The organism is Euryhalocaulis caribicus, from assembly GCF_000412185.1.
Lineage (GTDB): Bacteria > Pseudomonadota > Alphaproteobacteria > Caulobacterales > Maricaulaceae > Euryhalocaulis > Euryhalocaulis caribicus.
Genome location: NZ_ASJA01000005.1, coordinates 1 through 25,119, shown reverse-complemented (window position 1 = coordinate 25,119; position 25,119 = coordinate 1). Strand labels below are relative to the sequence as shown.

24 protein-coding genes and 1 pseudogene are annotated in these 25,119 nt (G+C 61.9%); 15 read left to right on the top strand and 10 right to left on the bottom strand.

Annotated elements, in window-relative coordinates; translation table 11 throughout:
* From L338_RS05530 to L338_RS17905, 5 genes are all read left to right on the top strand, one after another.
* Complete coding sequence (locus L338_RS05530) at nucleotides 1–588, top strand: response regulator transcription factor (RefSeq protein ID WP_022697376.1); 588 nt, start codon at nucleotides 1–3, stop codon at nucleotides 586–588.
* 48 nt (nucleotides 589–636) lie between these two features.
* Nucleotides 637–1,017: a response regulator transcription factor gene (locus L338_RS05525; RefSeq protein ID WP_022697375.1), complete on the top strand. Its 381-nt coding sequence runs from the start codon at nucleotides 637–639 to the stop codon at nucleotides 1,015–1,017.
* A gap of 88 nt (nucleotides 1,018–1,105) precedes the next feature.
* Entirely contained in the window at nucleotides 1,106–1,672 is a 567-nt protein-coding gene (locus L338_RS05520; RefSeq protein ID WP_022697374.1) for a Crp/Fnr family transcriptional regulator, read from the top strand.
* Nucleotides 1,673–1,707: 35 nt separating this feature from the next.
* Entirely contained in the window at nucleotides 1,708–2,160 is a 453-nt protein-coding gene (locus L338_RS05515; protein WP_022697373.1) for a group III truncated hemoglobin, read from the top strand.
* 109 nt (nucleotides 2,161–2,269) lie between these two features.
* Nucleotides 2,270–2,395 (top strand): hypothetical protein, encoded by a 126-nt coding sequence (locus L338_RS17905; RefSeq protein ID WP_022697372.1) that lies wholly within the window; start codon nucleotides 2,270–2,272, stop codon nucleotides 2,393–2,395.
* 18 nt (nucleotides 2,396–2,413) lie between these two features.
* Here L338_RS17905 and L338_RS05510 read toward each other — a convergent pair whose 3' ends face one another.
* Together L338_RS05510 and L338_RS05505 are read right to left on the bottom strand one after the other, a co-directional pair.
* Complete coding sequence (locus L338_RS05510) at nucleotides 2,414–3,115, bottom strand: IS6 family transposase (protein WP_022697371.1); 702 nt, start codon at nucleotides 3,113–3,115, stop codon at nucleotides 2,414–2,416.
* Nucleotides 3,116–3,268: 153 nt separating this feature from the next.
* A complete protein-coding gene (locus L338_RS05505; RefSeq protein ID WP_022697370.1) occupies nucleotides 3,269–3,658 on the bottom strand; it encodes a hypothetical protein in 390 nt (129 codons plus the stop codon).
* Nucleotides 3,659–3,935: 277 nt separating this feature from the next.
* On the opposite strand from L338_RS05505, the gene L338_RS05500 reads away from it, so the two are divergent.
* The 6 genes from L338_RS05500 (at nucleotide 3,936) to L338_RS05475 (ending at nucleotide 11,568) form a co-directional block, all read left to right on the top strand.
* Nucleotides 3,936–4,877, top strand: coding sequence for a helix-turn-helix transcriptional regulator (locus L338_RS05500; RefSeq protein WP_022697369.1), 942 nt, complete (start codon nucleotides 3,936–3,938; stop codon nucleotides 4,875–4,877).
* Between the two features lie 119 nt (nucleotides 4,878–4,996).
* A complete protein-coding gene (locus L338_RS05495; protein ID WP_027068297.1) occupies nucleotides 4,997–5,830 on the top strand; it encodes an SH3 domain-containing protein in 834 nt (277 codons plus the stop codon).
* 12 nt (nucleotides 5,831–5,842) lie between these two features.
* On the top strand, nucleotides 5,843–6,397 hold the full coding sequence (locus L338_RS05490) for a hypothetical protein (protein WP_152485824.1): 555 nt from the start codon (nucleotides 5,843–5,845) through the stop codon (nucleotides 6,395–6,397).
* A 5-nt stretch (nucleotides 6,398–6,402) separates the two neighbouring features.
* Nucleotides 6,403–10,203, top strand: a complete 3,801-nt coding sequence (locus tag L338_RS05485; protein ID WP_022697366.1) for an Ig-like domain-containing domain — start codon at nucleotides 6,403–6,405, stop codon at nucleotides 10,201–10,203.
* 157 nt (nucleotides 10,204–10,360) lie between these two features.
* Nucleotides 10,361–11,059 (top strand): cytochrome c oxidase assembly protein, encoded by a 699-nt coding sequence (locus L338_RS05480; RefSeq protein ID WP_022697365.1) that lies wholly within the window; start codon nucleotides 10,361–10,363, stop codon nucleotides 11,057–11,059.
* On the top strand, nucleotides 11,056–11,568 hold the full coding sequence (locus L338_RS05475) for a CopD family protein (protein WP_027068296.1): 513 nt from the start codon (nucleotides 11,056–11,058) through the stop codon (nucleotides 11,566–11,568). Before L338_RS05480 ends, L338_RS05475 begins: the two co-directional genes overlap by 4 nt.
* Here L338_RS05475 and L338_RS05470 read toward each other — a convergent pair.
* Nucleotides 11,538–12,053 carry a DUF2231 domain-containing protein gene (locus tag L338_RS05470; RefSeq protein WP_022697363.1) on the bottom strand — a complete coding sequence of 172 codons (516 nt, stop codon included), beginning with the start codon at nucleotides 12,051–12,053 and terminating at the stop codon, nucleotides 11,538–11,540. The two genes, L338_RS05475 and L338_RS05470, sit on opposite strands and share 31 nt — an antisense overlap.
* A gap of 75 nt (nucleotides 12,054–12,128) precedes the next feature.
* On the opposite strand from L338_RS05470, the gene L338_RS05465 reads away from it, so the two are divergent.
* From L338_RS05465 to L338_RS05450, 4 genes are all read left to right on the top strand, one after another.
* A complete protein-coding gene (locus L338_RS05465; protein WP_022697362.1) occupies nucleotides 12,129–12,737 on the top strand; it encodes a cytochrome c oxidase subunit II in 609 nt (202 codons plus the stop codon).
* Complete coding sequence (gene ctaD, locus L338_RS05460) at nucleotides 12,734–15,220, top strand: cytochrome c oxidase subunit I (RefSeq protein WP_022697361.1); 2,487 nt, start codon at nucleotides 12,734–12,736, stop codon at nucleotides 15,218–15,220. Before L338_RS05465 ends, ctaD begins: the two co-directional genes overlap by 4 nt.
* Nucleotides 15,217–15,549 carry a hypothetical protein gene (locus L338_RS05455; RefSeq protein WP_022697360.1) on the top strand — a complete coding sequence of 111 codons (333 nt, stop codon included), beginning with the start codon at nucleotides 15,217–15,219 and terminating at the stop codon, nucleotides 15,547–15,549. Before ctaD ends, L338_RS05455 begins: the two co-directional genes overlap by 4 nt.
* Nucleotides 15,550–15,788: 239 nt before the next feature.
* Nucleotides 15,789–16,013, top strand: a complete 225-nt coding sequence (locus L338_RS05450) for a hypothetical protein (RefSeq protein WP_152485823.1) — start codon at nucleotides 15,789–15,791, stop codon at nucleotides 16,011–16,013.
* Between the two features lie 235 nt (nucleotides 16,014–16,248).
* On the opposite strand, the pseudogene L338_RS05445 reads toward L338_RS05450, so the two are convergent.
* The 7 genes and pseudogenes from L338_RS05445 to L338_RS17555 form a co-directional block, all read right to left on the bottom strand.
* Nucleotides 16,249–16,851, bottom strand: a pseudogene (locus L338_RS05445) (flavodoxin family protein); the annotation flags it as partial.
* Nucleotides 16,852–17,112: 261 nt separating this feature from the next.
* Entirely contained in the window at nucleotides 17,113–18,282 is a 1,170-nt protein-coding gene (locus tag L338_RS05440; protein WP_022697357.1) for a zinc-dependent alcohol dehydrogenase, read from the bottom strand.
* Nucleotides 18,283–18,601: 319 nt separating this feature from the next.
* Nucleotides 18,602–18,787, bottom strand: a complete 186-nt coding sequence (locus L338_RS05435; protein ID WP_022697356.1) for a DUF3008 family protein — start codon at nucleotides 18,785–18,787, stop codon at nucleotides 18,602–18,604.
* Nucleotides 18,788–18,824: 37 nt separating this feature from the next.
* Nucleotides 18,825–19,676 (bottom strand): glucose 1-dehydrogenase, encoded by an 852-nt coding sequence (locus L338_RS05430; protein WP_022697355.1) that lies wholly within the window; start codon nucleotides 19,674–19,676, stop codon nucleotides 18,825–18,827.
* Nucleotides 19,677–19,974: 298 nt separating this feature from the next.
* Entirely contained in the window at nucleotides 19,975–23,250 is a 3,276-nt protein-coding gene (locus L338_RS05425; RefSeq protein ID WP_022697354.1) for an error-prone DNA polymerase, read from the bottom strand.
* Nucleotides 23,247–24,767, bottom strand: a complete 1,521-nt coding sequence (locus L338_RS05420) for a DUF6504 family protein (protein WP_161624599.1) — start codon at nucleotides 24,765–24,767, stop codon at nucleotides 23,247–23,249. The genes L338_RS05425 and L338_RS05420 overlap by 4 nt, the downstream gene beginning before the upstream one ends.
* A 72-nt stretch (nucleotides 24,768–24,839) precedes the next feature.
* Nucleotides 24,840–25,119: hypothetical protein (locus L338_RS17555; protein WP_033310640.1), on the bottom strand; the 280-nt coding region annotated here is incomplete at its 5' end.

Sequence of the window (25,119 nt, the reverse complement as noted above, 5' to 3'; positions counted from 1 at the left end):
ATGACGGACTCCATGAAGACGATCGCGATTGTCGATGACGACGACGCCGTGCGCGAGAGCCTCGCCGCGGCGCTGGAGGGCCCCGGCCGCGAAATCGCGCTCTACCCGCACGGCCTGGCTTTCCTGCAAAGCCTAGATGATGGCGCGCCGGACCTTGCCTTTCTCGACCTGAAAATGCCGCAGCTCTCCGGGCTGGACGTGCTGCGCCGGCTCAAGCCGCAGGGTTTTCCGGTCATCATGATCAGCGCCCACGGCGACATTTCCGCGGCCGTTCAGGCCGTGAAGCTGGGCGCGTTCGATTTCATCGAGAAGCCCTTTACGCCAGCCATGCTGGACGCTGCGGTCGCCGGGGCGCTCTATAAGGCGGGCGAAAACGGTTCAGGCGTAGCCCTGGAAGCCCTCACCGAGCGGGAGCGCGAGGTCGCCCGCGCCCTGAATGAAGGTCTTACCAACAAGGAGATCGCCCGAGAGCTGGAAGTGAGCCCGCGCACGATCGAGATCCACCGCTCCCGCGTCTTCAGCAAGCTGGGCGTGCGCAACGTCGCGGGGCTAGTGAAGCTTTTGTCAGACCGTTCGGCGAAAATTTGATCCGAAGCAAAGCGCGGCCCGCCGGGCTGCGCCACGGTCGGTGCCATCATGCCGACGCGCCATATCCATCTTGTCGAGACAGACGCCGCTGTCCGGGAGGCGTTCGAGGCGTTCGCCAATGCCTATGGATTTCCCGTGCGGACCTATGCCGATCTCGACCTCTTCATGGGCGAAGCCGCCCCGGATGCTGTTGATCTGGTCGTGATTGACCTGCCGGCCCCGGGCGCCTTGCAACGTCTGGAACCCTGGCTGGCGCATCTGCCCCGCCAGCCGCGCCTGATGGTCTTTTCAGGCCTGGGCAGTGAATGTTTCGACCGGGCGCTGAAAGGCCATGAGGGCGCGGTGGCGTTTCGCAAGCCGCTGAATCCGGAGCATCTTCTTGAAAGCATCATCGGGTCGAACCAGGCCGCGCCGCCTGCGGTGGGCTGACATACGGGAAATTACGTACGCGCTGATCCGGATTTTTTTATTGACTGGAAAGCGCGAGAAAGGCCCCTCCATTTTGCGGAGCATTCAAATGCGCGATCTCAAGACCAGACAGTTTGCCAAAGCCGAACCGATCTATTTCGCCGGCGATACCGGGGTGCGCCTGATGAAAGTGCTCAGCGGCGCGGTGATGGTCTTCCAGATCTTCGAGGATGGACGTCGCCAGATCACCGACTTCGTGACGCCTGGCGAGCTGCTGCACTTCGATTTCGACGGCGCGGTGGATCATTACGCCGAAGCGCTGACCGAGGTGTCGCTTGTCCAGATAGACGCCAGCGCCGCGCTCGCTGACCCCGACTGGGCAGACTACATCTTCAAGCAGATGCGTGAGCGTCTGGGGCGCGAGCGCAAGCATGTGACGCTTCTGGGCTGCAAATCCGCCGCCGAGCGCCTAGCCGAATTCCTGATCATCGTTTCCGAGCGTCTGATCTCTCCGGTGGGAGATCTGGAGCTGCCCATGACGCGGCAGCAGGTCGCCGACTATACCGGCCTGACGATCGAGACCGTCTCCCGCCTCTTCTCACGCTGGACGCGCGAACGCCGTCTGGTTCCCACAGGCCGCCGCACCTATCGTATCGAAGGCGTGCTTTCGGCCTGAAGCACCAAGTGGACCGGATTGACCGGCCAAAGCCAATGACTGATTCCGAAATCCCGGTTGTCCCGGCGCGCAGCGATCGCCGCGCGCCGCTTCACCCAGACATTACCGAGGCGCTGATCCAGCGCGTGGTTCACCATTTTTATGCCCGCGTGCGCGTCGATGAGCGCCTTGGGCCGGTTTTCGAACGGCGCATCGGCGATCACTGGGCGTCTCATCTGGAGCGGATGTGCGATTTCTGGTCCTCAGTGTTGTGCATGACGGGCCGCTACAAGGGCCGTCCCATGCCCGCGCACATGAAGCTGAAAGAAACCCGGCCCGACGATTTCGAGCGCTGGCTGACCCTGTTCCGCGAGACCGCGCGGGAGGAGTGTGCGCCTGATGTCGCCGCGCTTTTCATCGACCGCGCCGAGCGCATCGCGGGCAGCCTCCGTCTGGCGGTGTTTTTCGATCCCGCGCGCACAGCGCCTTCGGAAAATTCCCGCGTATAAGGGAAACCACGTACGCGCTCACCAGAATTTTGCGGGGGCCCGGCCGCTGATACTTCCCCTCGCATCGGAGACCGGCCCGCGAGACGGGTTGAACACAGAAACAAGAACCATGACCGAACCTTTCATCGACCTCAGCGTCCACCACAAACCCGCTGGCCTGCGCGACCGTGTCGCCTATGGCTTCGTGAAGGCGCTGCGCCGGTGCTGTCAGGCGAATGCGAACGGGTCTCCGTAAAGCCGGAACGCGCCAGTCTCAGGCCAAGCCGAGCTGACGCCACTCGACAAGGGCGGCGTCGCGATGATGCTTGAAAGCTGTGCGGCGATTGATGTGGCGGTCGTGATTGAAGTGATTGAAGATGGAGGAGTGGACAGAGGCGAACTTCTGCAGACTTCGCATGCGCCGGAAGCGCTGCATCGCCCGCTCCCTTCGTCGTAATGAAAGATGTGAGTTTTCGGCCCGATTATTGAGCCAGCGGCCCGTCTCCTGCCGGCCGTCCAGCCCCAGCTTCCGCAAGGCCGCGCCATAGGATCTCAGCTTGTCGGTGACGATGGATCTCGGTTCGCCGTAGCGCTTCATCGCTTTCCGCAAGAACCGCAGCGCCGCCTCGCGATCCCGCGTCTTCGATACATAGGCCTCCAGTAGCTCGCCCTCGTGATCGACCGCCCGCCATAAATAATGCGTCTCGCCGCGGATCTTCACGAACATCTCGTCGAGATGCCATCGCCACTGCGGGAACGACCGCATCTGCTGAGCCCGCTTTTGCCGGATCTCGCCAGCGAACATCGGGCCAAAGCGGTTCCACCAGCATCGCACCGTCTCGTGGCTGACATCGATGCCGCGCTCGTGGAGCAGGTCTTCCACGTTCCGGAGCGAGAGCGGGAAGCGGACATAGAGCATCACCGCCAGACGGATCACCTCCGGCGATGTCTTGAAATAACGGAACGGTTTGGCCATCCGGAAACGCTAGGCGGACCGGGCCAGCCGCTCAAGCCTGGTTCCTCTGACAATACCCTCCAGCTTCTTTCCCTCGTGATCGGCCGCGCGCCAGAGATAGTGGGTCGCCGCGGAATTTCATGGGCATCCCGTCCAGATGGCAGCCACTTTCGTCTAACCACACTCCGCGGTAAGTTTCATGACCTTATCATTTGCGCCATGAACGGAACTCAACAGAGCTTCAACGCGAATCGATTCTCCCCACTCGATGATAATGGGCTCGCTGGGCTGACCTTTATCCATCCAGCTTTCGCCAATCATCAGCCGGCTCGCCGTCCAGTTCTTATTGTTCCTGATCAAGCTGATCGACTGCATGTGGTCGGCCCGAACAAGATTAAGCGTCAGGTCCGTTTCCTCGATCAGAAGACGAGCGGGCATACTGCCTTCAGCTTTCATCGCGCACGCTGCAATTTCGTGGGTGGTTGTTTCGCCATCAATCGTCAATTGAGCCGATCCGAGGGAAAGGGCCGCAGCAAGAGACGTAGAAAGTGCGAGTGGCATCATCAGTGGCTCCCTGAGAAATAGAATAGCGTCAGCCTGTAAAATCGTCTGCGCGAGGAAAATAGTGCAATTGTCCTATGGAAGATGAATTGGAACGGTGCTGTCCGGCGAATTACCTCGGGAGATGTCCTGAAATAGCGAAATGGATTGGACGGCTGGAGACACGGCTGACGCAGGTCGAGGGTCTCAATCCAATTTCTTGTGACGGCGCCTTGAATAAGATTCACCCACAAGCGAGCATTGCTAGAGTGTCTTCCGCGTGAACAGCAGGAACTCCGCCATGGTGCAATCAGGCGAAAACAATGATTTTCTGCTGGAGCTTTATCACGACTCCATGTCATGCGAGCCTGATGCGTTACGTCTGCGGACGCTGAGAAACCTGCAACAGATTCTTCCATTCAATTTTGCGGTCTGGGGCGGCGGCCGGGCTGACGACCGGATGGTTACCGATCTCGCCGTTCTGGACCAGTCGGACGCTGTCCTGGGTGATTGGGAGGCCGTAGCCCATGATGACGCATTCTGCGATTTGACCCTTACCCGACTTGGCCAGACAGCACGTTTCGATGACGTGGCGAACTATCGCCGCAGCTTTGCCTATAACGATCACTGGCGCAGGTTCGACGCGTCTCACATGATGGCGACGATCACGGCCGAGAAGTCGGACGGATATGTCAGTTTTGTCGGCTTGTGCGCCGATGGACAGCGGCACGCATTCTCCGACACGGAACGCGCTTTCAAGCAGGCGCTAATGCCGCACCTGTCGCAAGCCCTTCGCATCAACCGCGACCTGTGGACCGGCCGCGCGGCGATTAACAGCGAAGCCGTGGCCATGATAGACCGACAAGGCTGGATTCTGTCCCGCCAAGGCCGCTTCGATGAAATTGCAACGGAGGAGTGGGGCGCCCGCCTCTGCGCCATCCCGCCGGACGTCATGCGAACCCTGACTGGCCATGGAGTATGGCACGGACGAACAGGCTCGGCCCGGCTTTCGACTTTCGGAAACGCCTGTTTCATTCATCTCGCCTCTCAGCCGGGGCTGTCGCTACTGACGCCGCGAGAGCGGGAAGTGGCCAAACTTTATGCTGCGGACCTTACCCACAGGCAGGTTGCCGCGGCGCTCGGCACATCGCCTTCAACGGTTAGGAACCAGCTCGCGCGCGTCTACGACAAGCTCGAAATATCGAGCAAGACGGCTCTGGCGGCGCTTTTTCGCCATCCTTGAACTATTGGGGCAGCCGGCATGGGCCAGATGCACTATTCCATCCCCTCCGCAGCCGGCTAGGTTTGCGCGGATCATACCCTGGTGACCGACCGCCGTGCCGGGCAGCTGATTGGGACGACATGAACAAACATCCGCCGCCGTGGGATGCTGGCCGACAGCGTTTCCTCATGTTTTTGATCGGTTTGCTGGCCGTTCTTCTGCCGCCCCTATCCGCTCATGCGGACATAGACGGTCATGGACCGGACGCCTGGCGGGTTGTGGGAGTGGCGGAGAATGATGTTCTCAATGCGCGCATGGGGCCGGGAGCCGATTATCCGGTGATCGAGACATTTGCACACGATGCCCGCAGCCTGAAACAGATCACCTGCGTGCCGTATTATACGCCCGCGCACTATTTCAAACTGAGCGAAGCCGAGCATGAAGCCCTGCCAGCGCGCTGGTGCCTGATGCAGACGGCCGACCTCGGCAAGGCCGGGTGGGTAGCTCAGCGTTATCTGAAGCCGGATTACACAGCCTCTGCCCCAATCGCCAACACGTCCGAGTCAGCAACGCCCGGAAGCGACGCGTTGATCATGCGCGCCCGGGACCTCGTGCGGACCTTGTACGAGTGGGCGGAACAGGCCCCCGCGGGCGGGCCGCATCCTTTGGACCCCGCGCATGCGGGCCAGTTCTTTTCCGTCGGCGTGGTGGAGGCGATGAAGGCCCGTCCGCCCGGCGCCAGCCCGCTCTATGGCGCACAGGACTTCGACGGCAGTGTCTCCGAACCGGTTCCCGATCCGGATCAACCCATGCTCCGCGGCATGATCACTCTGCATGTGGACATCGTGAATTTCGGCCAGACCCGCCGCGCGATCTTCAGGCTGCGCGCAGACCCCGCCCGACCCGGGGCGCCCCTGCGAGTCTTCCGCATCGAACACGAGGACTGGGCATTCCCCGAGACCTCATCAAACTAAGGAAATATCATCATGAAATTATCTCCGATGCGCCTTCTGTGCGCGGCCGGTCTTTTTGGCCTGTGCGCGGCTGTCCCGCTTTCCGCATTGGCCCGGGTCCAGACTTCGCCCATTGGCACGGTCAAAGCGGTGATCGACGGCAAGGATTATGCGGGCGAGACGCTCGCGGTCCCATCAGAGGATTCGGCCACTGCGCATTTCAGAACGTTCGGCCCGGTGACAAATCTCGCCATTCAGGCTCAGGACCCCGAAGCTGAACGCCGGATGCACAATGTCCTGACGCTGGATATCAGCGTCATGGGAGAAGGCGCGGGCGCACAAATAACCGCCAGTTCGGCGTCCTATTGGCCCGATGGCATGAACGCGCAGTTCTATACAAGCGAAGAAGGCGCGGGCGGTGCCTCGATCACGCTGGAAGCCTTCTCGCTGGAGAGCGGCGCGGCACAGGCTGCGGGGAGTTTCGAAGCTACGCTGTGCGCCAAGGAAAGCTACTTCGCAGAGATTGATCTCGAAGATTGCCTGCCGGTCGAAGGCGTCTTCGATACCGCCTTGCGCAAGGCGGACTGAAGTCCGTGACCGGCCGCCCCCACGCGCTTCCGCTGATATGTCTCGCTGCGCTTCTCGCGCCGCTTCAGGCCCACGCTCAACCGAGAGACAGCAACGCCCCCTTCCAGGACGGCTACAATGCGCTCTATGGCGATGATCTTGTCGGTGAATGGGAAGGGACGGTCAGCGGAAGCACGGTCAGCCAGGCCGACGGACGGGTTGGGGGTCAGGCCGTATTCGTCAAACGCGGCTATGAGAATCGGGAGGACTTCGGCCTGGTCCTGCACGATCAGCTTAATCGCAGGGGACGCGACTTTTCCGAGATCCGCATAGGCATGATCCCGTGTGGACCGGAAGGGCGGCGGACGCGCCTCGTGCACGGGCTGGAGTTGCGCGACGCGCCGCCCGGTTCGGGGACGCTGTCCTTCCAGAACACCGTCGCGGACACCGGGCGGGACGACATGATGGTCCAGCCCGGATACGGGCCGGCGCTTGAAAATCCCGCCATTCTCCAGACCGAATGGACCGATGAATCCTTCACGCTCACGGTCTCTGGGCAGCTCAAATCCGCCGTCCTGCCCATGCGGAACGGCGTGCTCGACTATGAAAGCGACCAGAAAGGCTGGATCGAGCAACTGGGCCTGAACCTGCAATTCGAGCTGCCGCGCACGCCTGAAACCGAGGAGCTCTTCCAGTCGACGCTCTGCCGGCAAGCGGCGAACTTCAACGTCGTGGAAACGCGGCCCGTCAACGGGAAGGAGAATGTGGTCCTCTCCGGCGCGGAATTCGATGTCGAGTTCAGCGAAGACCTTTATCAGGGCAGCTTCGACTCTTCGACAATCATGTTGACGACCCTCGATCCGGACGGCGGCTATATCTACGTGGATGCCGATTATTCGCTGGAGACCCCCACGACGCTTCGGATCACCCCGCGCGAGAGGCTGCGGCCGGGAACGATCTACGACATTACCCTGACGGGCGGTGACGATGGCATCGTTGGAGCCGACGGCCAGACCCTGGAGGAGGACTATGAATTCACCTTCTCAACACTCGTGGAGCCGGACAATGTGCGGCTCGACATCTACCAGGTTTCGCGGAACGCCACGCTGGTGAACGACAAACCCGCCGCCGCGCGCATCTATGTGGACTGGGAAGAGCTTGAGGATATTCACCCGGACCGACAGGTGACCAGCTATCCGGTCCAGGTGGAGGTCCGGGATACGCGTGACAAAGTTATCTTTCCGATGCGTGAAAGACGGGCAATGCGTCCGGACCAATTCACCGACGAGGACAGACGGTTTGGCGATGACAGTCTCAACCTGTTCGGCTGGACCCCGACATCGGGAAGTCAGCCGGCGACCTTCGTGGCCGAGGTTCTGCCCGATGAATACTATCCGGCTGATCCCGAACGCGAGCCGGACAAGATTGAGCGTGAAATGGAGTATGCCGGTCAACATGTGAGCCGGCTGACCGTCGATTATTTTATCGCCGCGCATTCCGAATGGCTGCCGGGCGGGCCCGAAGAGGAGGCCATCCAGCAGATCATCAGGTCGGCGCACCGGGAGAGGGCCTTCGCCAACCAGATCCTGCCCGTGGCCGATGTCACCGCGCACTATCGCGGCGTCTACAATGTGATGGACACGATTTGCGGCATTCCGGGCATCGAGTGGGTGATGTGCGGCGACGGCTTCAACAACTGGTCCGGAGATCACCCGGTCGCGGCGGTCGAGGCGGAGGGCAACTGGGCCCACCTCCTGCGCCTGTTCGAGGAGCACGTGGCGGCGAGGTCGAGCGCCGACATACTGGTTTCCTATCACCCGCCAAGCTTGTCCGGCGGGCAGACCAACTCGCCTTTCGAGCAGCCGCCCTCGCTCCCGCTCGACCCCACGGCGCCGGACCCGGCTCTCACCGACATGATGCGCGTGGATGGCGCGTCGCGGAACGTGATCACAATGGGAACCAGCGGCTATGGCGGTCAGGGCGCGCCGGCGATCCTGCGCTCGCCCCTCGTCGTGCATGAGTTCGGCCACGTCTTCGCCCTGCCGCACATTCCCTTCGCCAACGGCCCGGCGCACCGCAAGGAAGTCTGCAAAGCCGGATACAAGACGACGGCAGCGAATATCGACGGCATGCGTATCGCGCTCAACGGCCAGAGCGGGGCTGTCAAATCCAGCGAAAACGGCAACGCGGAGACAACGGCGCCGCTACTCAACCTGATGTTCCCCTGCCTGTGGGAGCCGCGCCGCGATTACTGGATCGATGGTCAGCAGTATGAGTGGCTGGTGGAGCGCATGCCGGACATGCTGCGGATCAACCGCGCCACCCGCGCAGCGTACCTACAAGGGCGCGCGGAGACCCGCCGCGCCGGGCGGTTGCCGGCCGCCGGCAACCGCCCGGCGCGGCAGGCATCGTTTAGCTGGACTGCTGGAACGGCACCCGAGGCCCGGCTCTGGCGCGCCTCCTACAGCCAACCCGCGGCCCTCAGGCCTGAAGAGGAGGCAGTAGCCCGGGACTGGATCATGATATCGGGCCTCGCGGACGGCGAAAATTCGGGTCTGCTGCCCGCCATCACCGTTCGCGGCCCGCGTGATCGCCTCTCCGCCGAGGACGGGGCCTATGAAATTCGGATCGAAGACGCCGATGGCCGCGTGATTGCGCGTTCCTCGGCAGGCCCGGGTCTGGAAAGCGGCGGGAAAGGCGCCTGGCCCTTCTCGGTCACCCTGCCGGTTTCCGGAGAACCCGCGCGGATTGTCTTTTCCCGCGGCAGCGAGATTCTGGCCGAGCGCCGGACCGCGGAATCCCTGCGACCTCCCGAACTAATTTCTCATATACGCGGGGGCGTCTATCGGGCGGGCGAGAGGCTGGAATGGCGTGCTGAATCGGGTGATCCGAACCTGACATATACGGTGAGATTCGCCCCCGATGGAGAAACCTGGTCGACGCTAGCAATGTTTCTGACCGACACGGGTTTCACGCCGGACCCGCAGATCTTGAGACCCGGCGCGGCGGCCGCCTTCGAGATCATCGCACATGACGGCGTCCGTGAGAGATCGACACGTCTGCCGGTGAAGGTCGACGTTCCGTTGAAGCCTTTACTGGCGTCCCCGTCGGCCGATGCATTAACAGCAGAGCCAGGTGCGGGAGAACTTGTTTTCAATGCGCCACTCGACCCCGCCTCGTTGAACGCCGTTCACCTCAGCGACGAAACCGGACTAGCGGTCCCGTCGATAGTTGATCTGGAGGGTGGGGGAATGATCCTTACGGTCGTCCCCGCCGAGCCGGAACCTGATACCGTCTATAAGGTCATCGCCGGAAGGCAGCTCAGAACCAAGGACGGCCGTACACTTGGCTCCGAAGTAAGCTGGCAATTCAGGACATCTGAAGCGATAGACCGCGCCGCGCCGACGCTCGAGCCGTCCGCCGTTTCTGCTGTGGGGCCAGTCAGCGATAATGTGGAGCCGGCGAACGCCGTTCACGAGAATCCGGGCCAGACGGGGGCGGGCGAGGTAACGCTTGAATTCGGGCGGGAGATGAAGCTGGCGGCCGAGATTCTGACCTGTAGTGCGAACGCTTCGGGTAAATCGGTCGAAGCCGTTTTTGAGATAGAGCCAGGCACGCGACAAATGATCCGGTTGGAGGAAGCCGCGAGAGGAGTGTTCCGGGCGACGCTGGATCAGGGCAAGGGGGTGGCCGCGGAAAGCAGAGGCCGAGCGGGGGAAAACTGGGCGCTTGATGTGTCAGGCGGTCATGTGTCTGGCAGCGGCATCCTCAAAAATGATGGCATGAGGGCAAATTTTGCGATCCGCGGTTTGTGTCCTGGCGCGTAGAACAGGCATCACCGCCAAGCGGACCACTTAGGCCGCCTACCACTCCGAGCAGAAGAGATTTTAGCGTCCGCCCAGGCTCACAATACGCCGCAGCTGTGATACGGAATATAGGTTCGCATCAATCTGGTTCACGGAGGGGCGAGTCAACGCTGATCAAATGGGCACGATCTATTGCGGACCTCCCCCGATCCCGGTCCAGCTTTGGACAAGCTGGAATCTCGATCCCTGGCTTCTTGGCGCGCTGGCGATTTTAACGATTGCGTTCCGGCGCAATAAAATCGGGCTCGCGGCTGTCGCCGTATTGATCCTGGCTTTCCTGTCGCCGCTATGCGCGCTGTCGTCAGCCCTGTTCTCGGCCAGGGCGGCGCATCATGTGATCCTCGTCGCCATCGCCGCGCCGCTGCTCGCACAAGCCCTTCCAGCGCGGCGCGCCCGCGCCCTGACGCCGGCTTTCCTGACATCGACCGTCATTCTCTGGATCTGGCACGTCCCGGCCGCCTATGACCTGGCCTTGTCGAATGTCGCCATATACTGGCTGATGCAGCTTACCCTTCTGGCCTCCGCCACCGGGTTCTGGCGCGCCATTTTCGCCAAACCAGGCTCTCTGATCGACCGGATAGCGTTCATCGTCGCCTCCTTCGCTCAGATGGGAATGCTGGGCGCCATTCTGACTTTCGCGCCCCAGGCGGTTTACGCGGCTCACGCCGTCGCGCCCTATGCTTGGGGGCTGACTCCGCTGGAGGATCAGCAACTGGCAGGATTGATCATGTGGGTGCCGGCGGCAATTCCCTATGCCGGCGCCGCTGCGTTCATGGCCCGGCGGAACTGGCCCCGCATTGCGAGCGGCGCTCCGTGATGGACTGGCTCGTCTCTTTTATTCCTGTTTTTAAAGGGGTTCATATCGCGGCGATGGCAATCTGGTGCGGCGGTCTGATCGCCCTGCCCTTTATGCTGGGGCGTCACGACCCGGCGATTGTGACGGCTGATTATCGCCTGATCCGCCGGGCCACGCATCTCACCTATACTATGTGCGTCACCCCCGCGGCCGTGATCGCCGTAATCGCGGGCACGTGGCTTATCTTTCTCCGTGAGACCTTCTTCCCCTGGCTGTACGCGAAACTTGTTCTTGTCGCCCTTCTGGTCGCCGTCCATGCCTGGATAGGCCGCACCCTGGTCAAGACGGCCGAGGAACCCGGGCGGCACAAACCGCCGGAGCCTTATTTTCCGATGGCCGCCGTGCTCGGCCTGGTCGTCGGGATCGCGGCTCTCGTTCTTGCCAAGCCCGCCCTTCCCTGGCTCGATTTTCCGGACTGGCTGCTGGAGCCGCGGGACGGTCAGTTGCTCTTTGACGTTCCCAGCCGATAGTCGAACACAAGCTTTCCGCCATGCCAGCCAGTAAACGCCACCATCGCCACGCAAACCGCCGAGAGCAGAATGCCATAGGGCAGAACCGCATCTTCGTAGCCGTAGAGCCGATGGCCCCAGTTTGCGCCGAGAAGGGCAAGAAGAGTCACAGCGATGATGAAATGCGTCCAGGCCGGCGCCCGCGCCCGGATGCCGGAGACGAGCAGCAATTCCGCCGTGCCGGAGAATCCGGCGAACATGCCAAAGAGAAAGCCCGTTCCCGCGGCCCACATGGCGGCGCGCGCCCAGAACGCATCCCCCGTCCACCAGTAAAGCGCATCAGCGCCAAAAGCACAGAAGGTGAGCGCAACCGGAAAGGCGACGCTCATCGCATGGATGGGATGACCCAGCAGCGATATCCGCGATTCCGTTTCATCGAATCCCGGACTCTGACTGATGGGGTCGATCAGCTCTTCGTCTTCGCCTTCGACCGTCTCCGTCGTCATATCGCACCGATTCTGGCTTGTGTTTCTCTCATAACGCTTCCCGCCCTTGCCGGTTGCGAAGGCGATCTGTCCACCGTGGCGCCCGCGGGACCGGCCGCGCGCTCCATCGCCACGCTTTGGTGGGTAATGCTGATAGGCGCGGTCCTGATATTCGGCCTCGTCATGATCCTTCTCGGGCTATCCTTCCGCCGGCGCGGCGCGGCGGCGGACGAGGCGCGCCATATCCGGGTCTGGATTATCAGCCTTGGACTCGCCTTTCCCGCGGCGGTTCTGCTCCTGCTGCTCGCATACGGTCTGGTAATCGGCGAGCAGTTATTGCCGCGAAACAACCCGGAAGCGGTGAGCGTGCAAGCCGAAGCCCGGCGCTGGGCGTGGACATTTTCCTATGATGCCCGGCCGGAAAGGACGACGCAAAATGTCCTCCATATTCCCGCCGGTCGCCCGGTCGATGTCGCTGTCACGTCGGAAGACGTGATTCACAGCTTCTGGGTTCCGCGCCTCGCCGGAAAGATCGACGCGATACCGGGACACGTCAATATCCTGCGGATCGAGGCGGATCAGCCCGGAACCTATGCCGGGCGCAGCGCCGAATTCAGCGGCGGCGGCTATGACGGATTCAGTTTTACCGTCATCGCCCATGACGCCGCCGGGTGGGACGCCTTTCTGATGGACGGGACCGAATGAGCATTCTTGAACGGCACCGCAAGCTCACGGCGATCTGGTCATCCGAGCCGGGCTTCAAGGGATGGTTCTCGACCGTGAACCACACCGATCTGGGCCGGATGTTCCTCGTCACCGCATTCTTCTTTTTCCTGGTCGGCGGCGTGCTGGCGATGCTGATCCGGGCGCAGCTCGCAACGCCGGATTCGGCCTTCATGGGGCCGGAGATCTACAATCAGGTCTTCACGATGCACGGGACCATCATGATGTTCCTGTTCGCCATTCCCATGTTCGAGGGACTGGCGATCTATCTGCTGCCCAAGCTGCTGGGAACCCGCGACCTCGCGTTTCCGCGCCTCACCGCCTATGGCTACTGGTGCTACGTCTTTGGCGGGACCATGCTGCTGGTCTCGATGTTTCTTGGCATCGCGCCGGACGGGGGCTGGTTCATGTATCCGCCGCTGACCGGGGCAATCTATTCGCCCGGCATCAATACCGATTTCTGGCTGATCGGCATCACCTTCGTCGAAATCTCGGCGATCGCCGCGGCTGTCGAGATCACCGTCTCTGTCCTGAAATTCCGGGCGCCGGGCATGTCGCTCGACAAGATGCCGATCTTCGCCTGGTATGCGCTTGTCACCGCGCTGATGATCCTGACCGGGTTTCCGCCGCTTATTCTCGGCTCCGTCCTGCTGGAACTCGAACGCGCCTTCGGTCTGCCCTTCTTTCAGGCCGAACTCGGCGGCGACAGCCTGTTATGGCAGCACCTGTTCTGGTTATTCGGCCACCCCGAAGTCTATATCATCTTCCTGCCGGCGGCCGGCATTATCTCGACCGTTCTGCCCGTGATGTGCCGCACAACGCTGCTCGGCTATGGCTGGATCGTTGCGGCGATCGTGGCGCTGGCCTTCCTGTCGTTCGGCCTCTGGGTCCATCACATGTTCACGACGGGAATCCCGCATATGGGGCTCGCCTTTTTCTCCGCCGCCTCGACGCTGGTGGCGGTTCCGACAGGCGTGCAGATATTCGCGTGGATCGGCACGATGTGGAAAGGGCGCCCGGAACTGCGCCTGCCGATGTTGCACATACTGGGTTTCTTCGTGACGTTTGTGATCGGCGGCCTGACCGGCGTCATGGTCGCCGTCGTGCCATTCGACTGGCAAGCGCACGACACCGCGTTCATCACCGCCCATCTGCACTATGTGCTTTTCGGCGGGTTTGTCTTTCCCATTCTTGCCGGGCTCTATTACTGGCTGCCCCATTTCACAGGACGAAAGCGTTTCTTCCGGCTGGGAGAGGTCGCCTTTGCGCTCATCTTCACCGGCTTCCACGTGACATTCCTGGCCATGCACTGGGTCGGACTGCTGGGCCAGCGCCGGCGCATCTCAACGTATCAGGCGGAGGACGGCTGGACGGCAATCAACCTGATTTCATCAATCGGCGGATTCGTTCTGGCGATCGGCATCGCGATTGTTGTCATCGAAGTGGCGCTTCATGCCGTGACGGCCAATCGCGGAAAACGCAATCCGTGGAAGGCCACCACGCTGGAATGGGCGATGATGACGCCAGCGCCCGCATATAATTTCGCTAGCCTGCCGCACATATCCAGCCGCGAACCGCTCAACGATGACCCTGACTTGGCGGTCCGCCTGGCGCGGGGCGAAGGTTATCTTGGCGACTCCGGCCCCGGCGGGCGCCGGGAAACCCTGACCGTGAACGCCTCGTCCGGCCAGCCGGATTATCATGTCATCTATCCCGGCAATACGCGCCTTCCGGTCTTCATGGCGGCTGTTACGGGGCTCTTTTTCCTGTCGCTTCTGTTGAAATTTTACTGGATTACGCCGCTTGCCGTTTCCGGGGTCGCTTTCCTTGCCTGTCGCTGGGTCTGGACGCTCGGCCACAGGGGGGATTTGCCGGATCAGCCTGTCGGTCATGGCGTGGCGCTGCCCAATTCCATAGCTGTCGACCACGGGTCAGGTTGGTGGGGGTCGCTCTTTCTGCTGACGGCCAACGCAACCTTTTTCGGATCCTTGTTGTTTGGTTTTGCTTTCCTCTGGACAGTCGCGCCCGGCTGGCCGCCCCCGGCCCTGTTCGAGCCCTCATTGCTCGAGATGGCCGCAGGCCTTGCGGCGGCGGCGGCGAGCACCGCCGCTATCCGGCGCGCCATACGGGCCAACCGAAACGGCCAGACTGTTATGCCATCGCTCGTCCTGGCCATTGCCGGCGCTCTCGTCTTGGGGGCCGTCATTGGATCACTGATGTTGCGCACGCCCGGTCCAAGCGCGCACGCCTACGGTGCCACCCTTCTGGTTCTCGGAGGTTACGGCCTCTTTCACGCCGCGCTTGGCGCACTCATGGCCGGATTCCTCGCAATGCGGGTGCGCCGGGGTTTCACTTCTCCCGTAAGACGGGCGGAATTTCCCATCGTGAGGCTGTGGATCGATTATCTTGCTGTTGTCGGGATGCTTGTCCTGCTGGCCGCCCATGTGCCCGGATTCCTCACATGAAGGACATCCTGCGCATTATTATCGCGCCGCTGGTCTGGCTTGTGACTTTCACGCTCGTATACGGCCTTCACGGCGTTCTCTGCGGGCATGACCTGACAACGCTGATGATTGGAAAAATTCCGGTGGCGCGGGTTCTGCTGATCGCAGCATACGTGTTTGCAGCCCTTGTACAGCTCGCCCTGCTCGCTGCGCTTCATGCGCCGCGCCTCGCATCCCGTTACAGTTTTGTGCGCTTTGTCAGCCGAGCTACAGGGTGGGTCGGACTCGGCGCTACGCTCTGGACGCTTTTCCCTGTGGTCACCACGTCTTCTTGCGGCCTCGCCATGTAGGAAAGGCCGCTCGTAGCGCTTGGAACGGCGTAATCAGACCAGCTCTCACCCGGCAGGGAAGGAGCACCATAAACGCTCTTATGCGATGGTAGTCAGTCGGTAATATCACTGGCGCATTGTTGGCTATTGATGCAGGTTCGCCTGCCAGTGCCCGCTACGCCATTTATGGATTTAGTCAGCAGCAGTTAGAATAGCCCTAGGCGCGGTTACATCGCCCTAGGCTTATAGAAGGAACTCAAATGCCAGATCGAACTATCAAGATGCTGGAAGATCATATGAGCCACCTTCAAAAGACGATCGAGCTTATGAGGGCTGGAAAAATGAAGACCCAATCTTTCAAAGACGGAAAATACGTCGATACCACCGACGAAGATATCAAAGATCGTGAGGCATTGATTATACAAGCCACCCAATCCATCGAAGAGATCGAGCGGATGAAACTGGCCGTCTCTTCGGGAAAGTAACCATCGGTAGCGGAAGATATAGAAGGAACCTTGGGTGCGGTCTCACACAAGGTCCAGCACCATTCCATCGTCTGTCTCCAGACCGCCAGACCGGCTATAAGTATCAGCCGCGTTCTTCCGGATCGTCGTCAACAGCTTCTGCCATCGGCGCTTTCATCGCCGATTGCGCTGCCTTTGACAGTCCATCGAATGGACCGTCTTCTTCAGGTTCTTCGGGACCGACGCTCTGGGCGTCCTGACCAGGATAAGCGTAGCGCTGGAGAAGGGCAGCGAGATGGGCGGTGTTACGCGCCAGCAGTGACGCAGCTGAATCCACCACTTCCGGTACCTCCTCCAGGTCCTTGAAGTCGGTCTTTTGCATGGCTTCGCCCACCCAGTAGCAGACTGCGTTGGGAGCCAGGGTAAACCCGACATCGTTCAGTCCCTGATAAAGTTCCGCGCTAACATGGTGGGCTCCGTCTTCATTGCCCACCACACAGACGCCTCCGACGGCTCCATAGGACGGCATGTGCCCCGCATCGTCCTTCTCTCCAAGAAACGCATTGAGGCGTTCGAGCACGCGCTTGGAGACACTAGACGGCTGACCCAGCCATACCGGTGAGCCGAGCAAAAAGATGTCGGCGTCCAGAATGCGCCGCCGCAACTGCGGCCAGTCATCATCCTTCCCCTCATCAGAAGTGACCCCGGGCTTGATATTGAGTTCAGCGGCGCGAACGATTTCGCCATACGCTCCCAGTGGCTTCAGCTTTTCCAGAACCAGAGAGAGCATCTTTTCGGTCGAAGACGTCTCTTCCGCCGCCTTCAGTGTGCAATTCAGCGCAAGAACCTTCAGTCCCATCGTCTTTCCTCCGGAGAGTTTATCGAGCGGCAAGTCAGATAGCGCGATGATCCTTATCTGGTTCCGCCAGCCGAGATTTTTGGCGCCTGATTAATAGGGCAGCGCCAATCGATCTCCGCCCCTATAGACAGCACATAATGGGCAGTGCGACGGTGTCTAGCCCACCAAATAGAAGTGCAGTGGCTTGCGACCTTCCCTCCCAAAATTGGAGAAACGAACCAGGCGGCAGGTCTTTCCGCCGCCCGATTGCTGATGGGGGTTTTATGGGGTCAAGAAGACCTTGATGCAGCCATCGTCCTTGTCCCGGAAGGTCTTGTAGAGACGTTCGCCATCTTTCAGTTCGCCTCGGTGGGTAATGATGTCATCCAGGATCACCTCACCGTTCTGAACACGATCCAGCAGCGGGGAGAGGTATTTCTGCATATGAGTCTGGCCCATCTTCAGGGTCAGTCCCTTGTTCATCGCTGCGCCGAATGGAAGGGTCAATTCCTTGGCATAAACCCCGGGTATAGAGACAGTGCCTCCCTTGCGGCAAACGGTCAGCGCATCTGAAAGCGCGGTTCCGTTATCGGCTTTGTCTCCCGGTTTCTTCGCCCCCTCCGGTTTAACCGCGCCGCACGTCTCATGACCGTGCGCCTCGGCGCCCACTGCATCGATGCATCTATCCGGCCCGCGTCCTTTCGTCATTTCCTTGAGGCGCTCGATCACATTGTCGTTGGAATAGTCAATGGTCTCGGCCTTGCTGCGCTCTTCAGCCATTTCCAGCCGTTCGGGCACGCAGTCGATGGCGATAACGTGTTCAGCGCCCATCAGATAGGCGCTGCGAATGGCGAACTGACCAACCGGGCCACAGCCCCAAATTGCAACTGTATCGCCCTCTTCGATGCCGCAATTTTCCGCCGCCATCCATCCAGTGGGAAAGATGTCGGATAGGAACAGCACTTGGTCGTCGCGGAGATCGGAGTCGACCTTTACCGGCCCCACATCGCCATACGGTACACGAACATATTCCGCTTGCCCGCCGGCATAGCCACCTGTCAGGTGTGAATAGCCAAAGAGACCAGCCGGAGCATGACCCATGGCCTCAGCGGCCAGGTCGGCCTTTCGATTGGAGTTGTCGCAGGCTGAATAGAGTCCTTTCTCGCAGAAGAAGCATTCGCCGCAGGAGATGGTGAATGGTACCACCACACGGTCGCCTTTCTTCAGATTGCCGACACCAGACCCCGTCTCGACGACCTCCCCCATGAATTCGTGGCCAAGAATGTCGCCTTCCCGCATTTCCGGAATGACGCCGTTCATCAAGTGGAGATCGGAACCGCAGATAGCGGTGGAAGTGACCTTTACGATGATGTCCCGATCATCCTCGATTATCGGGTCTTCGACTGTGTCGTAGCGAATATCACCGACGGCATGCCAAACTAGTGCGCGCATGATAGAAATGTTCCTTAGTGGTCCTAGGACGGCCCGATAAGGCGAACCCATCGCTCATCATTATGTTCCGCCCATTAAGCTGAAAGCGAATCCGCGCAGATATCTGTTAAGCAAAATCGATCGTGACTGGAGAGCGAGGCCGAGAGCCTCTGGTCAAATAGAGATTGGGTTCTAGCTATTTGATGGATCCGGCGGTCTGATCGCTGCTTTGCGCCGGGTCGGCCCAGGGGGTTGGATACTAGATTATCCTTGATGCCGTGAACGGAAAGCGGCGAACAAAGAGCCCGCAAGGAATTGAAGGCAGCCCGAGAACAAATTTTTATTCGCCTTTGTGTTCAGGTTTGCCCTTTCGGTCGGTGTCGGCGAAGTCTTCCAATTCCGCCTCGCTCATGGATTCATACATCTCTTTGGATGCGCCCTGCAGCTCGCTCTTTTCGATCTCGCCACGTTTCGCAGAAAGTGCCGCGCCGGCTGCCTTTTGCTGGTCTTTGGATTTGGCTGGCATAACTGATCTCCATTGCTTGCTATTTTGGAAGTCGGCTTCAGCCGCCGACAATATCCCCGCCATTGGGGTGAAGGACTTGCCCAGTCATGTAACTGGAATCCTCACACGCTAGGAAAAGGAAAGCTGGTGCGATTTCATTCGGCTGTCCTGGTCGGCCGAGGAGCGTATCCTCGCCAAAATTCTCGAGCATTTCTTTTGTAGCGCCGCCGCTTGGGTTAAGCGGGGTCCAGACAGGGCCCGGCGCCACGGCGTTCACACGAATGTCCTGATCCGCAAGATTGATCGCAAGACTGCGCGTAAAAGCAGTGATCGCGCCCTTCGTACTCGAATAGTCAAGAAGAGGCGGCGCACCCTTGTACATCGTTACGCTGGTGCAGTTGATGATGACGCCGCCTTTATCCAAGTGCGCCATTGCCGCCTGAACCAGAAAAAACATCGCGAAAATATTTGTCTGAAAAGTGCGCCGAAGCTGGTCTTCCGTAATGTCGGTAATATTTTTATCGGGATGTTGCTCGCCCGCATTATTGACCAGCACATCGAGCTTGCCGAACTTGTCGATCACTTTCGTGATGACCTTTTTGCAGAACTCTGGATCGCCGAGGTCGCCTTCAATCGCGAGCGCCTTGCGACCCTCGCTTTCGATAATGGATGCGGTTTTCTTGGCGTCCTCGCCTTCCTTGAGATAGACGATCGCCACATCAGCCCCTTCTCGGGCGAACAATGCTGCGGTCGCGCGCCCAATCCCACTGTCGCCGCCTGTGATTATCGCTACCTTGTCTTGCAGTCGACCCGAGCTTCTAAAGCGCGCCCGCCACTCTGGTTTGGGCTCAAGCGCCGCTTCACTTCCAGGCAAACCATCTTCGTGAATCTGCTTTTGTTGGAGACTCATCGGGAGCGTCCTTGTTTAATTACACGGAGCTTAAAGCCTCCAGCCTCTGTCCTCGTTCCATATGGAAGTGACATTGAAAAAAAATCGTAGGTCTCGATGCCGTTTGGTGTTTTCACGTCCGATACCTGTAATCTGGTTTCGGCGCACGCTGATCCAGGAGGTGACAGTCGAATTTCTCTGGCGCACCCGAAAGACGCTGTCCCCTTAAGCTCTCAATTCGCTCATAATGAGTCGGAGCAAACTAGGTCATTCCGAAAGCGGATGCCGAAGCAGCGTCCGGAGAGGTGATCGCGGCCCCCTACCGGAAATCCCGCGACTTCGGTAGCGACGCCACATCGCCGGAGCGGCGTATTCGGTCCGCGCGGCGGCGGGCAGTGATTTCCCGCGGATCCTCACAGGTCCCGTACTTTACTTCATCGGCGCGGGAGAGGTGACCTTCCCCAAAGTCGCCGTCGCCTTCGCCGTCGCGCAGTGTCTCCAGGCGCCAGCTTTCATCAACCAGCCGGTCGCAGACGATATGAATGACTTGGCCTTCGCGCTGGAGCTGGCCGTCGATCCGCAGTAGCCGCGCGCCCAGCACGGCGCGGCGATAGCGCTCCAGGATCTTCGGCCAGACAATGAGATTGGCGACCCCCGTCTCATCCTCCAGCGTGATGAAGACCACGCCATGCGCAGAGCCTGGGCGCTGGCGGATTAGAACCACTCCCGCAACGCTCAGGTGCCTTCCATCCTTCCTGTCCTTCAGATCCGCACACCGGACCACGCGCTCCTGCTCATACCGCTCGCGGAAAAAGCTCATCGGGTGCGCCTTCAGGCTGAGCCCCAGCGACTGGTAATCGCGGAAGACCTGTTCGCGAAGCGGCATGTGGGGGAGGTCAGGCGCGCGCTCCCGCACGCCCTCGCCTTTTTCGAACAGCGGCATCGGCGCGGAGGAAAGACCCGAGGCGGACCAGGCGGCCCGGCGGCGGTCCTCTCCGATCGAGCGGAAGGCGTCTCCCCGCGCAAGCTGGTCGATGGATTGACGGGTCAGACAGGCCCGCCGCAGCACATCCTCGACGCTCCCGAACTTACCCCCCGCCTGGCGCGCCGCCGAGAGTCTGGCGGCGGCCGCCTCGGAAAGTCCTTTCACCAGCCGCAGGCCGAGGCGAACCGCGTAGCGCGCTCCCCCTTCCTCGGTGAGCCCGGCGCCGTCGCCCGGCACCAGAGGCTCCAGCGTGCAGTCCCAGTCTGAATGATTCACGTCGGGCGGGCGCACGGCGACGCCGTGACGCTTTGCGTCGAGATAGAGCTGGGCCGGAGCGTAAAAGCCCATGGGCTGGGAATTGAGGATCGCGGCGCAGAAAACGTCCGGATAGTGCCGCTTCACCCAGGCCGAGACATAGACCAGCAGCGCGAAGCTTGCCGCATGGCTTTCCGGGAAGCCGTATTCCCCGAATCCCTCGATCTGCCTGAAGCAGCGCTCGGCAAAGTCCCGGTCATAGCCGTTGGCGACCATCCCGGTGATCAGGCGCATTCCGAACTCGTGGATGACGCCGGCGTTGCGAAAGGTCGCCATGGCGCGGCGCAGCCGGTCGGCCTCGGAAGGCGTGAACCCGGCGGCGACCACCGCGATCTTCATCGCCTGCTCCTGGAAAAGCGGCACACCGAGCGTCTTGTGCAGGACTTCCTTCAGCGCTTTCGAAGGATAGGAGACCGACTCCTTGCCGTCGCGCCTGCGCAGATAGGGGTGCACCATGTCTCCCTGGATCGGCCCGGGGCGCACGATGGCGACCTCGATCACCAGGTCGTAGAACGCGCGGGGGCGCAGCCGCGGCAGCATGGACATCTGCGCCCGGCTCTCGATCTGGAAGACGCCGACCGTGTCAGCCTCGCAGATCATGTCATAGACGCGCGGGTCCTCGTCCTGGAGGCTGGCGAGGGTCTCGCGCCGGCCGTAATGCGACTCCATCAACGCGAACGCCTTGGCGAGCACGCTCAGCATCCCCAGCCCCAGCACGTCGACCTTCATCAGGCCGAGCGCCTCGATGTCCTCCTTGTCCCACTCGATACAGGTGCGGTCCGCCATCGCCGCGTTCATGACTGGCACAATCTCGTCCAGCCGGTCGCGCGTGATGACGAAGCCGCCCGGATGCTGGGAGAGATGGCGTGGAAACCCCATCAGGTCGCGCGTGAGCTTGAGCGTCTGTTTGAGGCGCGGGGAGTCGGGATCAAGCGAGAGTTCGCGAATCCGGTCCTCCGGAATGCCGTCGGGCGACCAGCCCCAGACCGAGCGCGCGAGCGCATCGACCATGTCCAGAGACAGACCCATCGCCTTGCCGACCTCGCGTACCGCCCCCTTGGCGCGATAGGTGTTGACCGTCGCGGTCATGCCGGCGCGGTGGCGGCCGTATTTCTCATAGACGTACTGGATCACCTCCTCGCGCCGCTCGTGCTCGAAATCGACGTCAATGTCGGGCGGCTCGCCGCGCTCGGCGGAGACGAAACGCTCGAAGAGAAGATCGATGGTCGCCGGATCGACCGAAGTGACGCCCAGGCAGTAGCAGACCGAGGAATTGGCCGCCGAACCCCGCCCCTGGCAGAGAATGCCCTGGCTCCGTGCATAGCGGACCAGATCGTGGACGGTCAGGAAATAGGCCGGGTAGTTCAGCTCTTCGATCAGGGCGAGCTCATACTCGACCGCGCTGCTCACCTTATCGGGGGCACCCTCCGGATAGCGCTGCTCCAGCCCCTCACGGGTCAGGCGGGTCAGCGTCTCCATGGGCGCCTCGCCCGGCTCCATCACCTCCTCGGGATACTGGTAGGCGATCTCGTCGAGCGAGAATTTGAGCCGGTCGGCGACCGCAAGGCTGCGCTCGACTGCGGCGCGATAGTCCGGGAGAAGGCGCGCCATCTCGTCGCCGTCCTTGAGGTGGCGTTCGGCGTTGCGCTCCAGCAGATAGCCGGCGGCGTCGATCGTGGTCTTTTCGCGGATACAGGTGATGACGTCCTGCAGCGCCCGGCGGTTCGGGGAGTGATAGAGCGCGTCCGTCGCCGCCACAGCCGGGGCATCGGCTTCCTCGGCCAACGCGGCGGCGCGATGCAGCCGCTCGCCATCCCGGCCGTCGAAATGACGGACCAGGGCGATATGGCATGCGTTCTCCGGCGCAGCCGCGATGAAATGAAACGCCTCGGCCGCCCAGTCTTCCGAAAAGTCCGCCGGCGGAACGAGGAGAAAGACCTGCCCCTCGGCGTGATCGAGAATGTCCGGGATCTCCAGATGGCACTCGCCCTTCGGTGCTCGCCGCTTGCCGAGCGTCAGCAACCGCGTCAGCCGGCCATAGGCGGCAAGGTCGGTCGGATAGGCCGCAGCCTCAAAGCCGCATTGCGTGACCAGCCGAACGCCGGGATGAAAGCGCATCTCCATCTCCTTTGCCGCCCGGTGCGCCCGCACAACCCCGGCCAGAGAGTTGCGGTCGCAGACGCCGATAGCCCGAAGGCCGAGGGCCCTGGCGGTAGCGATCATCTCGTCGGGATGGCTCGCCCCGCGCAGGAAGGAGAAATTCGTGGCGGCGAGAAGCTCGGCGTAAGGCGTCATGACGCGCCATGGAGGAACCAGCGCGGAGCCTCCGTGTCCCGGTAGTAGAGGCCGTCGCGATAGAGCCAGAAGCGCCGCCCCTCGGCAGTCTCCACCCGGAAATAATCGCGCGTGGCTTCGCCCCCGCTCTCCCGCCACCATTCCGGCGCGATCCGCTCGGGGCCTTCCGCGCGGGCGATGCGGTGGCGGAGCCGGCGCCAGATGAAGGCGCGCGGCGGGCCGTCCGGCACTTCGGCCACCGCCTCCACCGGCTCAGACCGGTCCATGACCAGGAGCGGGCGGTCCAGCGCTGGACGGGGCGCATAGGCACCCTGATCCGCCGGCGCCCAGCCACTGGCGCGCTCGGGAATCCAGCTTTCGCGCGAGGCCGCGCGGCGAACCCCGTCCTCGCCCAGACGCGCAATCAACCGGTCAGCGAGCTGATCAGCGTCGGTCGCTGCGCTCTCGCGCTCCAGGTCGCCCTGGCGGTCCGCCACCGGCGCGGTCTTCGGCGCGGTCAGGGTCAGCTTTTCTATTCCGAAGCCGAGATCGATTTCGACCCGCTCCAGGCGTTCATCGAGAATACGCTTGAGATGCGCCGCGTCCCGGCTCGGCGCGGCCGTGCCCGCCTCGACGTCAAAAGTCCGCCCGTCGACCCGCTGGAGCGTGAGGCACAGTCGTCGCACGCCGCGGCCCGCCCGGTCGAGCTGGCCGCAGAGCCTTTCCAGGAGCGCCGGGCCGGCCGCGCGGATCGGATCGAGATGCATAAGCGGCTCGACGAACCGGCTTTCACTGCGAAAGGCGCGCGCCGGGAGAAGCGGGTCGAGCGCCTCGCCCTCGATCCCCCGCGCCTGGTCGATACGCTGGGGCAGCGCCAGTCCGAACCGGCGGGCCAGCGCCGCCCGCGGCTGGCGCATAACCGCTTCCACTTTCATGAGCCCGAGCGCCCGCAGCCGCTCGTTCGTATCATCGGTCAGCCGCAGGGCTTCCACCGGCAACGCCGCGAGACGCCGGGGCGCGGCGTCCGCGCCGACGCTCAAGGGCCCGCGCGCCGCATCCGGGTCGAAGCGCGCCAGACCCCATGCCAGGCCAAGGCTCGGCGCTGCGGCCAGGCGCGCCGTGAGACCGAGCTCCCGGAACTGCGCCGCCATGTCGCCGAGAAGTTTCTCCTCGCCGTCAAACAGGCGTTGGCAGCCCGTGATCTCGATAAAGACGCCATCGCGGCCGGGCTCGCGGGGGTCGGCGGCGGTCCAGGGCGACCAGCGCCCGCACCAGCGGGCGAGCGCTTTAAGCGCAGCCCGGTCAGCCTCGGGCGCGGCGGGCCGGGTCAGAAGTCCCGGGACAAGCGCGCGGGCGTCGGCGACGCTCATGCCGCACCGGAGTCCCAGGGCTTGCGCGCCTTTGTCCAGCGCATAGAGGCGCTGCCCGCCGGACGCGGCATGGGTCAGGGCAAGGGGCTGCCCGCGCTCATCCGGCGCGGCGCTTCTTCTGCGGTCGGTCCGCGTCAGCCGTTCGGTCGGCCAGAGGCTGAGGCTCACGGAAACAAAGCGCCTGTTCATTCCACTCGACTTCCCGGGCCGCACCGTCCTGAGCGCGGCCCCGTTCTTCCACTACCGTCCATCGCGGCGCCCCGGGCGCCGGCAGACCCGCCGCGCCCCGCCAGGGCGAACGCCGCTTTCTTCAAGAAAACGCTCGCGCCGCTCATCCAGTTCGGATTTGGCGGCGTCTATTTCTTCCTGCATGGCGGTGACTTCCGCCGTGGTGGCCGTGTGGATGGCGCCGGCGAGACGGTCATAATCGGCCTGCGCCTCCGTCTGAATGCAGCCCAGATGCGCCATTACGGCCTCCAGATAGGAGGCGTGGCGGTCCACCGCCTCGTTATATTCGTCC

What these genes read in the sequence shown, in the direction of transcription:
- L338_RS05530 (WP_022697376.1), top strand. Translation starts at nt 1, where the DNA reads ATGACGGACTCCATGAAGACGATCGCGATTGTCGATGACGACGACGCC.
- L338_RS05525 (WP_022697375.1), top strand. Translation starts at nt 637, where the DNA reads ATGCCGACGCGCCATATCCATCTTGTCGAGACAGACGCCGCTGTCCGG.
- L338_RS05520 (WP_022697374.1), top strand. Translation starts at nt 1,106, where the DNA reads ATGCGCGATCTCAAGACCAGACAGTTTGCCAAAGCCGAACCGATCTAT.
- L338_RS05515 (WP_022697373.1), top strand. Translation starts at nt 1,708, where the DNA reads ATGACTGATTCCGAAATCCCGGTTGTCCCGGCGCGCAGCGATCGCCGC.
- L338_RS17905 (WP_022697372.1), top strand. Translation starts at nt 2,270, where the DNA reads ATGACCGAACCTTTCATCGACCTCAGCGTCCACCACAAACCCGCTGGC.
- L338_RS05510 (WP_022697371.1), bottom strand. Translation starts at nt 3,115, where the DNA reads ATGGCCAAACCGTTCCGTTATTTCAAGACATCGCCGGAGGTGATCCGT.
- L338_RS05505 (WP_022697370.1), bottom strand. Translation starts at nt 3,658, where the DNA reads ATGATGCCACTCGCACTTTCTACGTCTCTTGCTGCGGCCCTTTCCCTC.
- L338_RS05500 (WP_022697369.1), top strand. Translation starts at nt 3,936, where the DNA reads ATGGTGCAATCAGGCGAAAACAATGATTTTCTGCTGGAGCTTTATCAC.
- L338_RS05495 (WP_027068297.1), top strand. Translation starts at nt 4,997, where the DNA reads ATGAACAAACATCCGCCGCCGTGGGATGCTGGCCGACAGCGTTTCCTC.
- L338_RS05490 (WP_152485824.1), top strand. Translation starts at nt 5,843, where the DNA reads ATGAAATTATCTCCGATGCGCCTTCTGTGCGCGGCCGGTCTTTTTGGC.
- L338_RS05480 (WP_022697365.1), top strand. Translation starts at nt 10,361, where the DNA reads ATGGGCACGATCTATTGCGGACCTCCCCCGATCCCGGTCCAGCTTTGG.
- L338_RS05470 (WP_022697363.1), bottom strand. Translation starts at nt 12,053, where the DNA reads ATGACGACGGAGACGGTCGAAGGCGAAGACGAAGAGCTGATCGACCCC.
- ctaD (WP_022697361.1), top strand. Translation starts at nt 12,734, where the DNA reads ATGAGCATTCTTGAACGGCACCGCAAGCTCACGGCGATCTGGTCATCC.
- L338_RS05455 (WP_022697360.1), top strand. Translation starts at nt 15,217, where the DNA reads ATGAAGGACATCCTGCGCATTATTATCGCGCCGCTGGTCTGGCTTGTG.
- L338_RS05450 (WP_152485823.1), top strand. Translation starts at nt 15,789, where the DNA reads ATGCCAGATCGAACTATCAAGATGCTGGAAGATCATATGAGCCACCTT.
- L338_RS05440 (WP_022697357.1), bottom strand. Translation starts at nt 18,282, where the DNA reads ATGCGCGCACTAGTTTGGCATGCCGTCGGTGATATTCGCTACGACACA.
- L338_RS05435 (WP_022697356.1), bottom strand. Translation starts at nt 18,787, where the DNA reads ATGCCAGCCAAATCCAAAGACCAGCAAAAGGCAGCCGGCGCGGCACTT.
- L338_RS05430 (WP_022697355.1), bottom strand. Translation starts at nt 19,676, where the DNA reads ATGAGTCTCCAACAAAAGCAGATTCACGAAGATGGTTTGCCTGGAAGT.
- L338_RS05425 (WP_022697354.1), bottom strand. Translation starts at nt 23,250, where the DNA reads ATGACGCCTTACGCCGAGCTTCTCGCCGCCACGAATTTCTCCTTCCTG.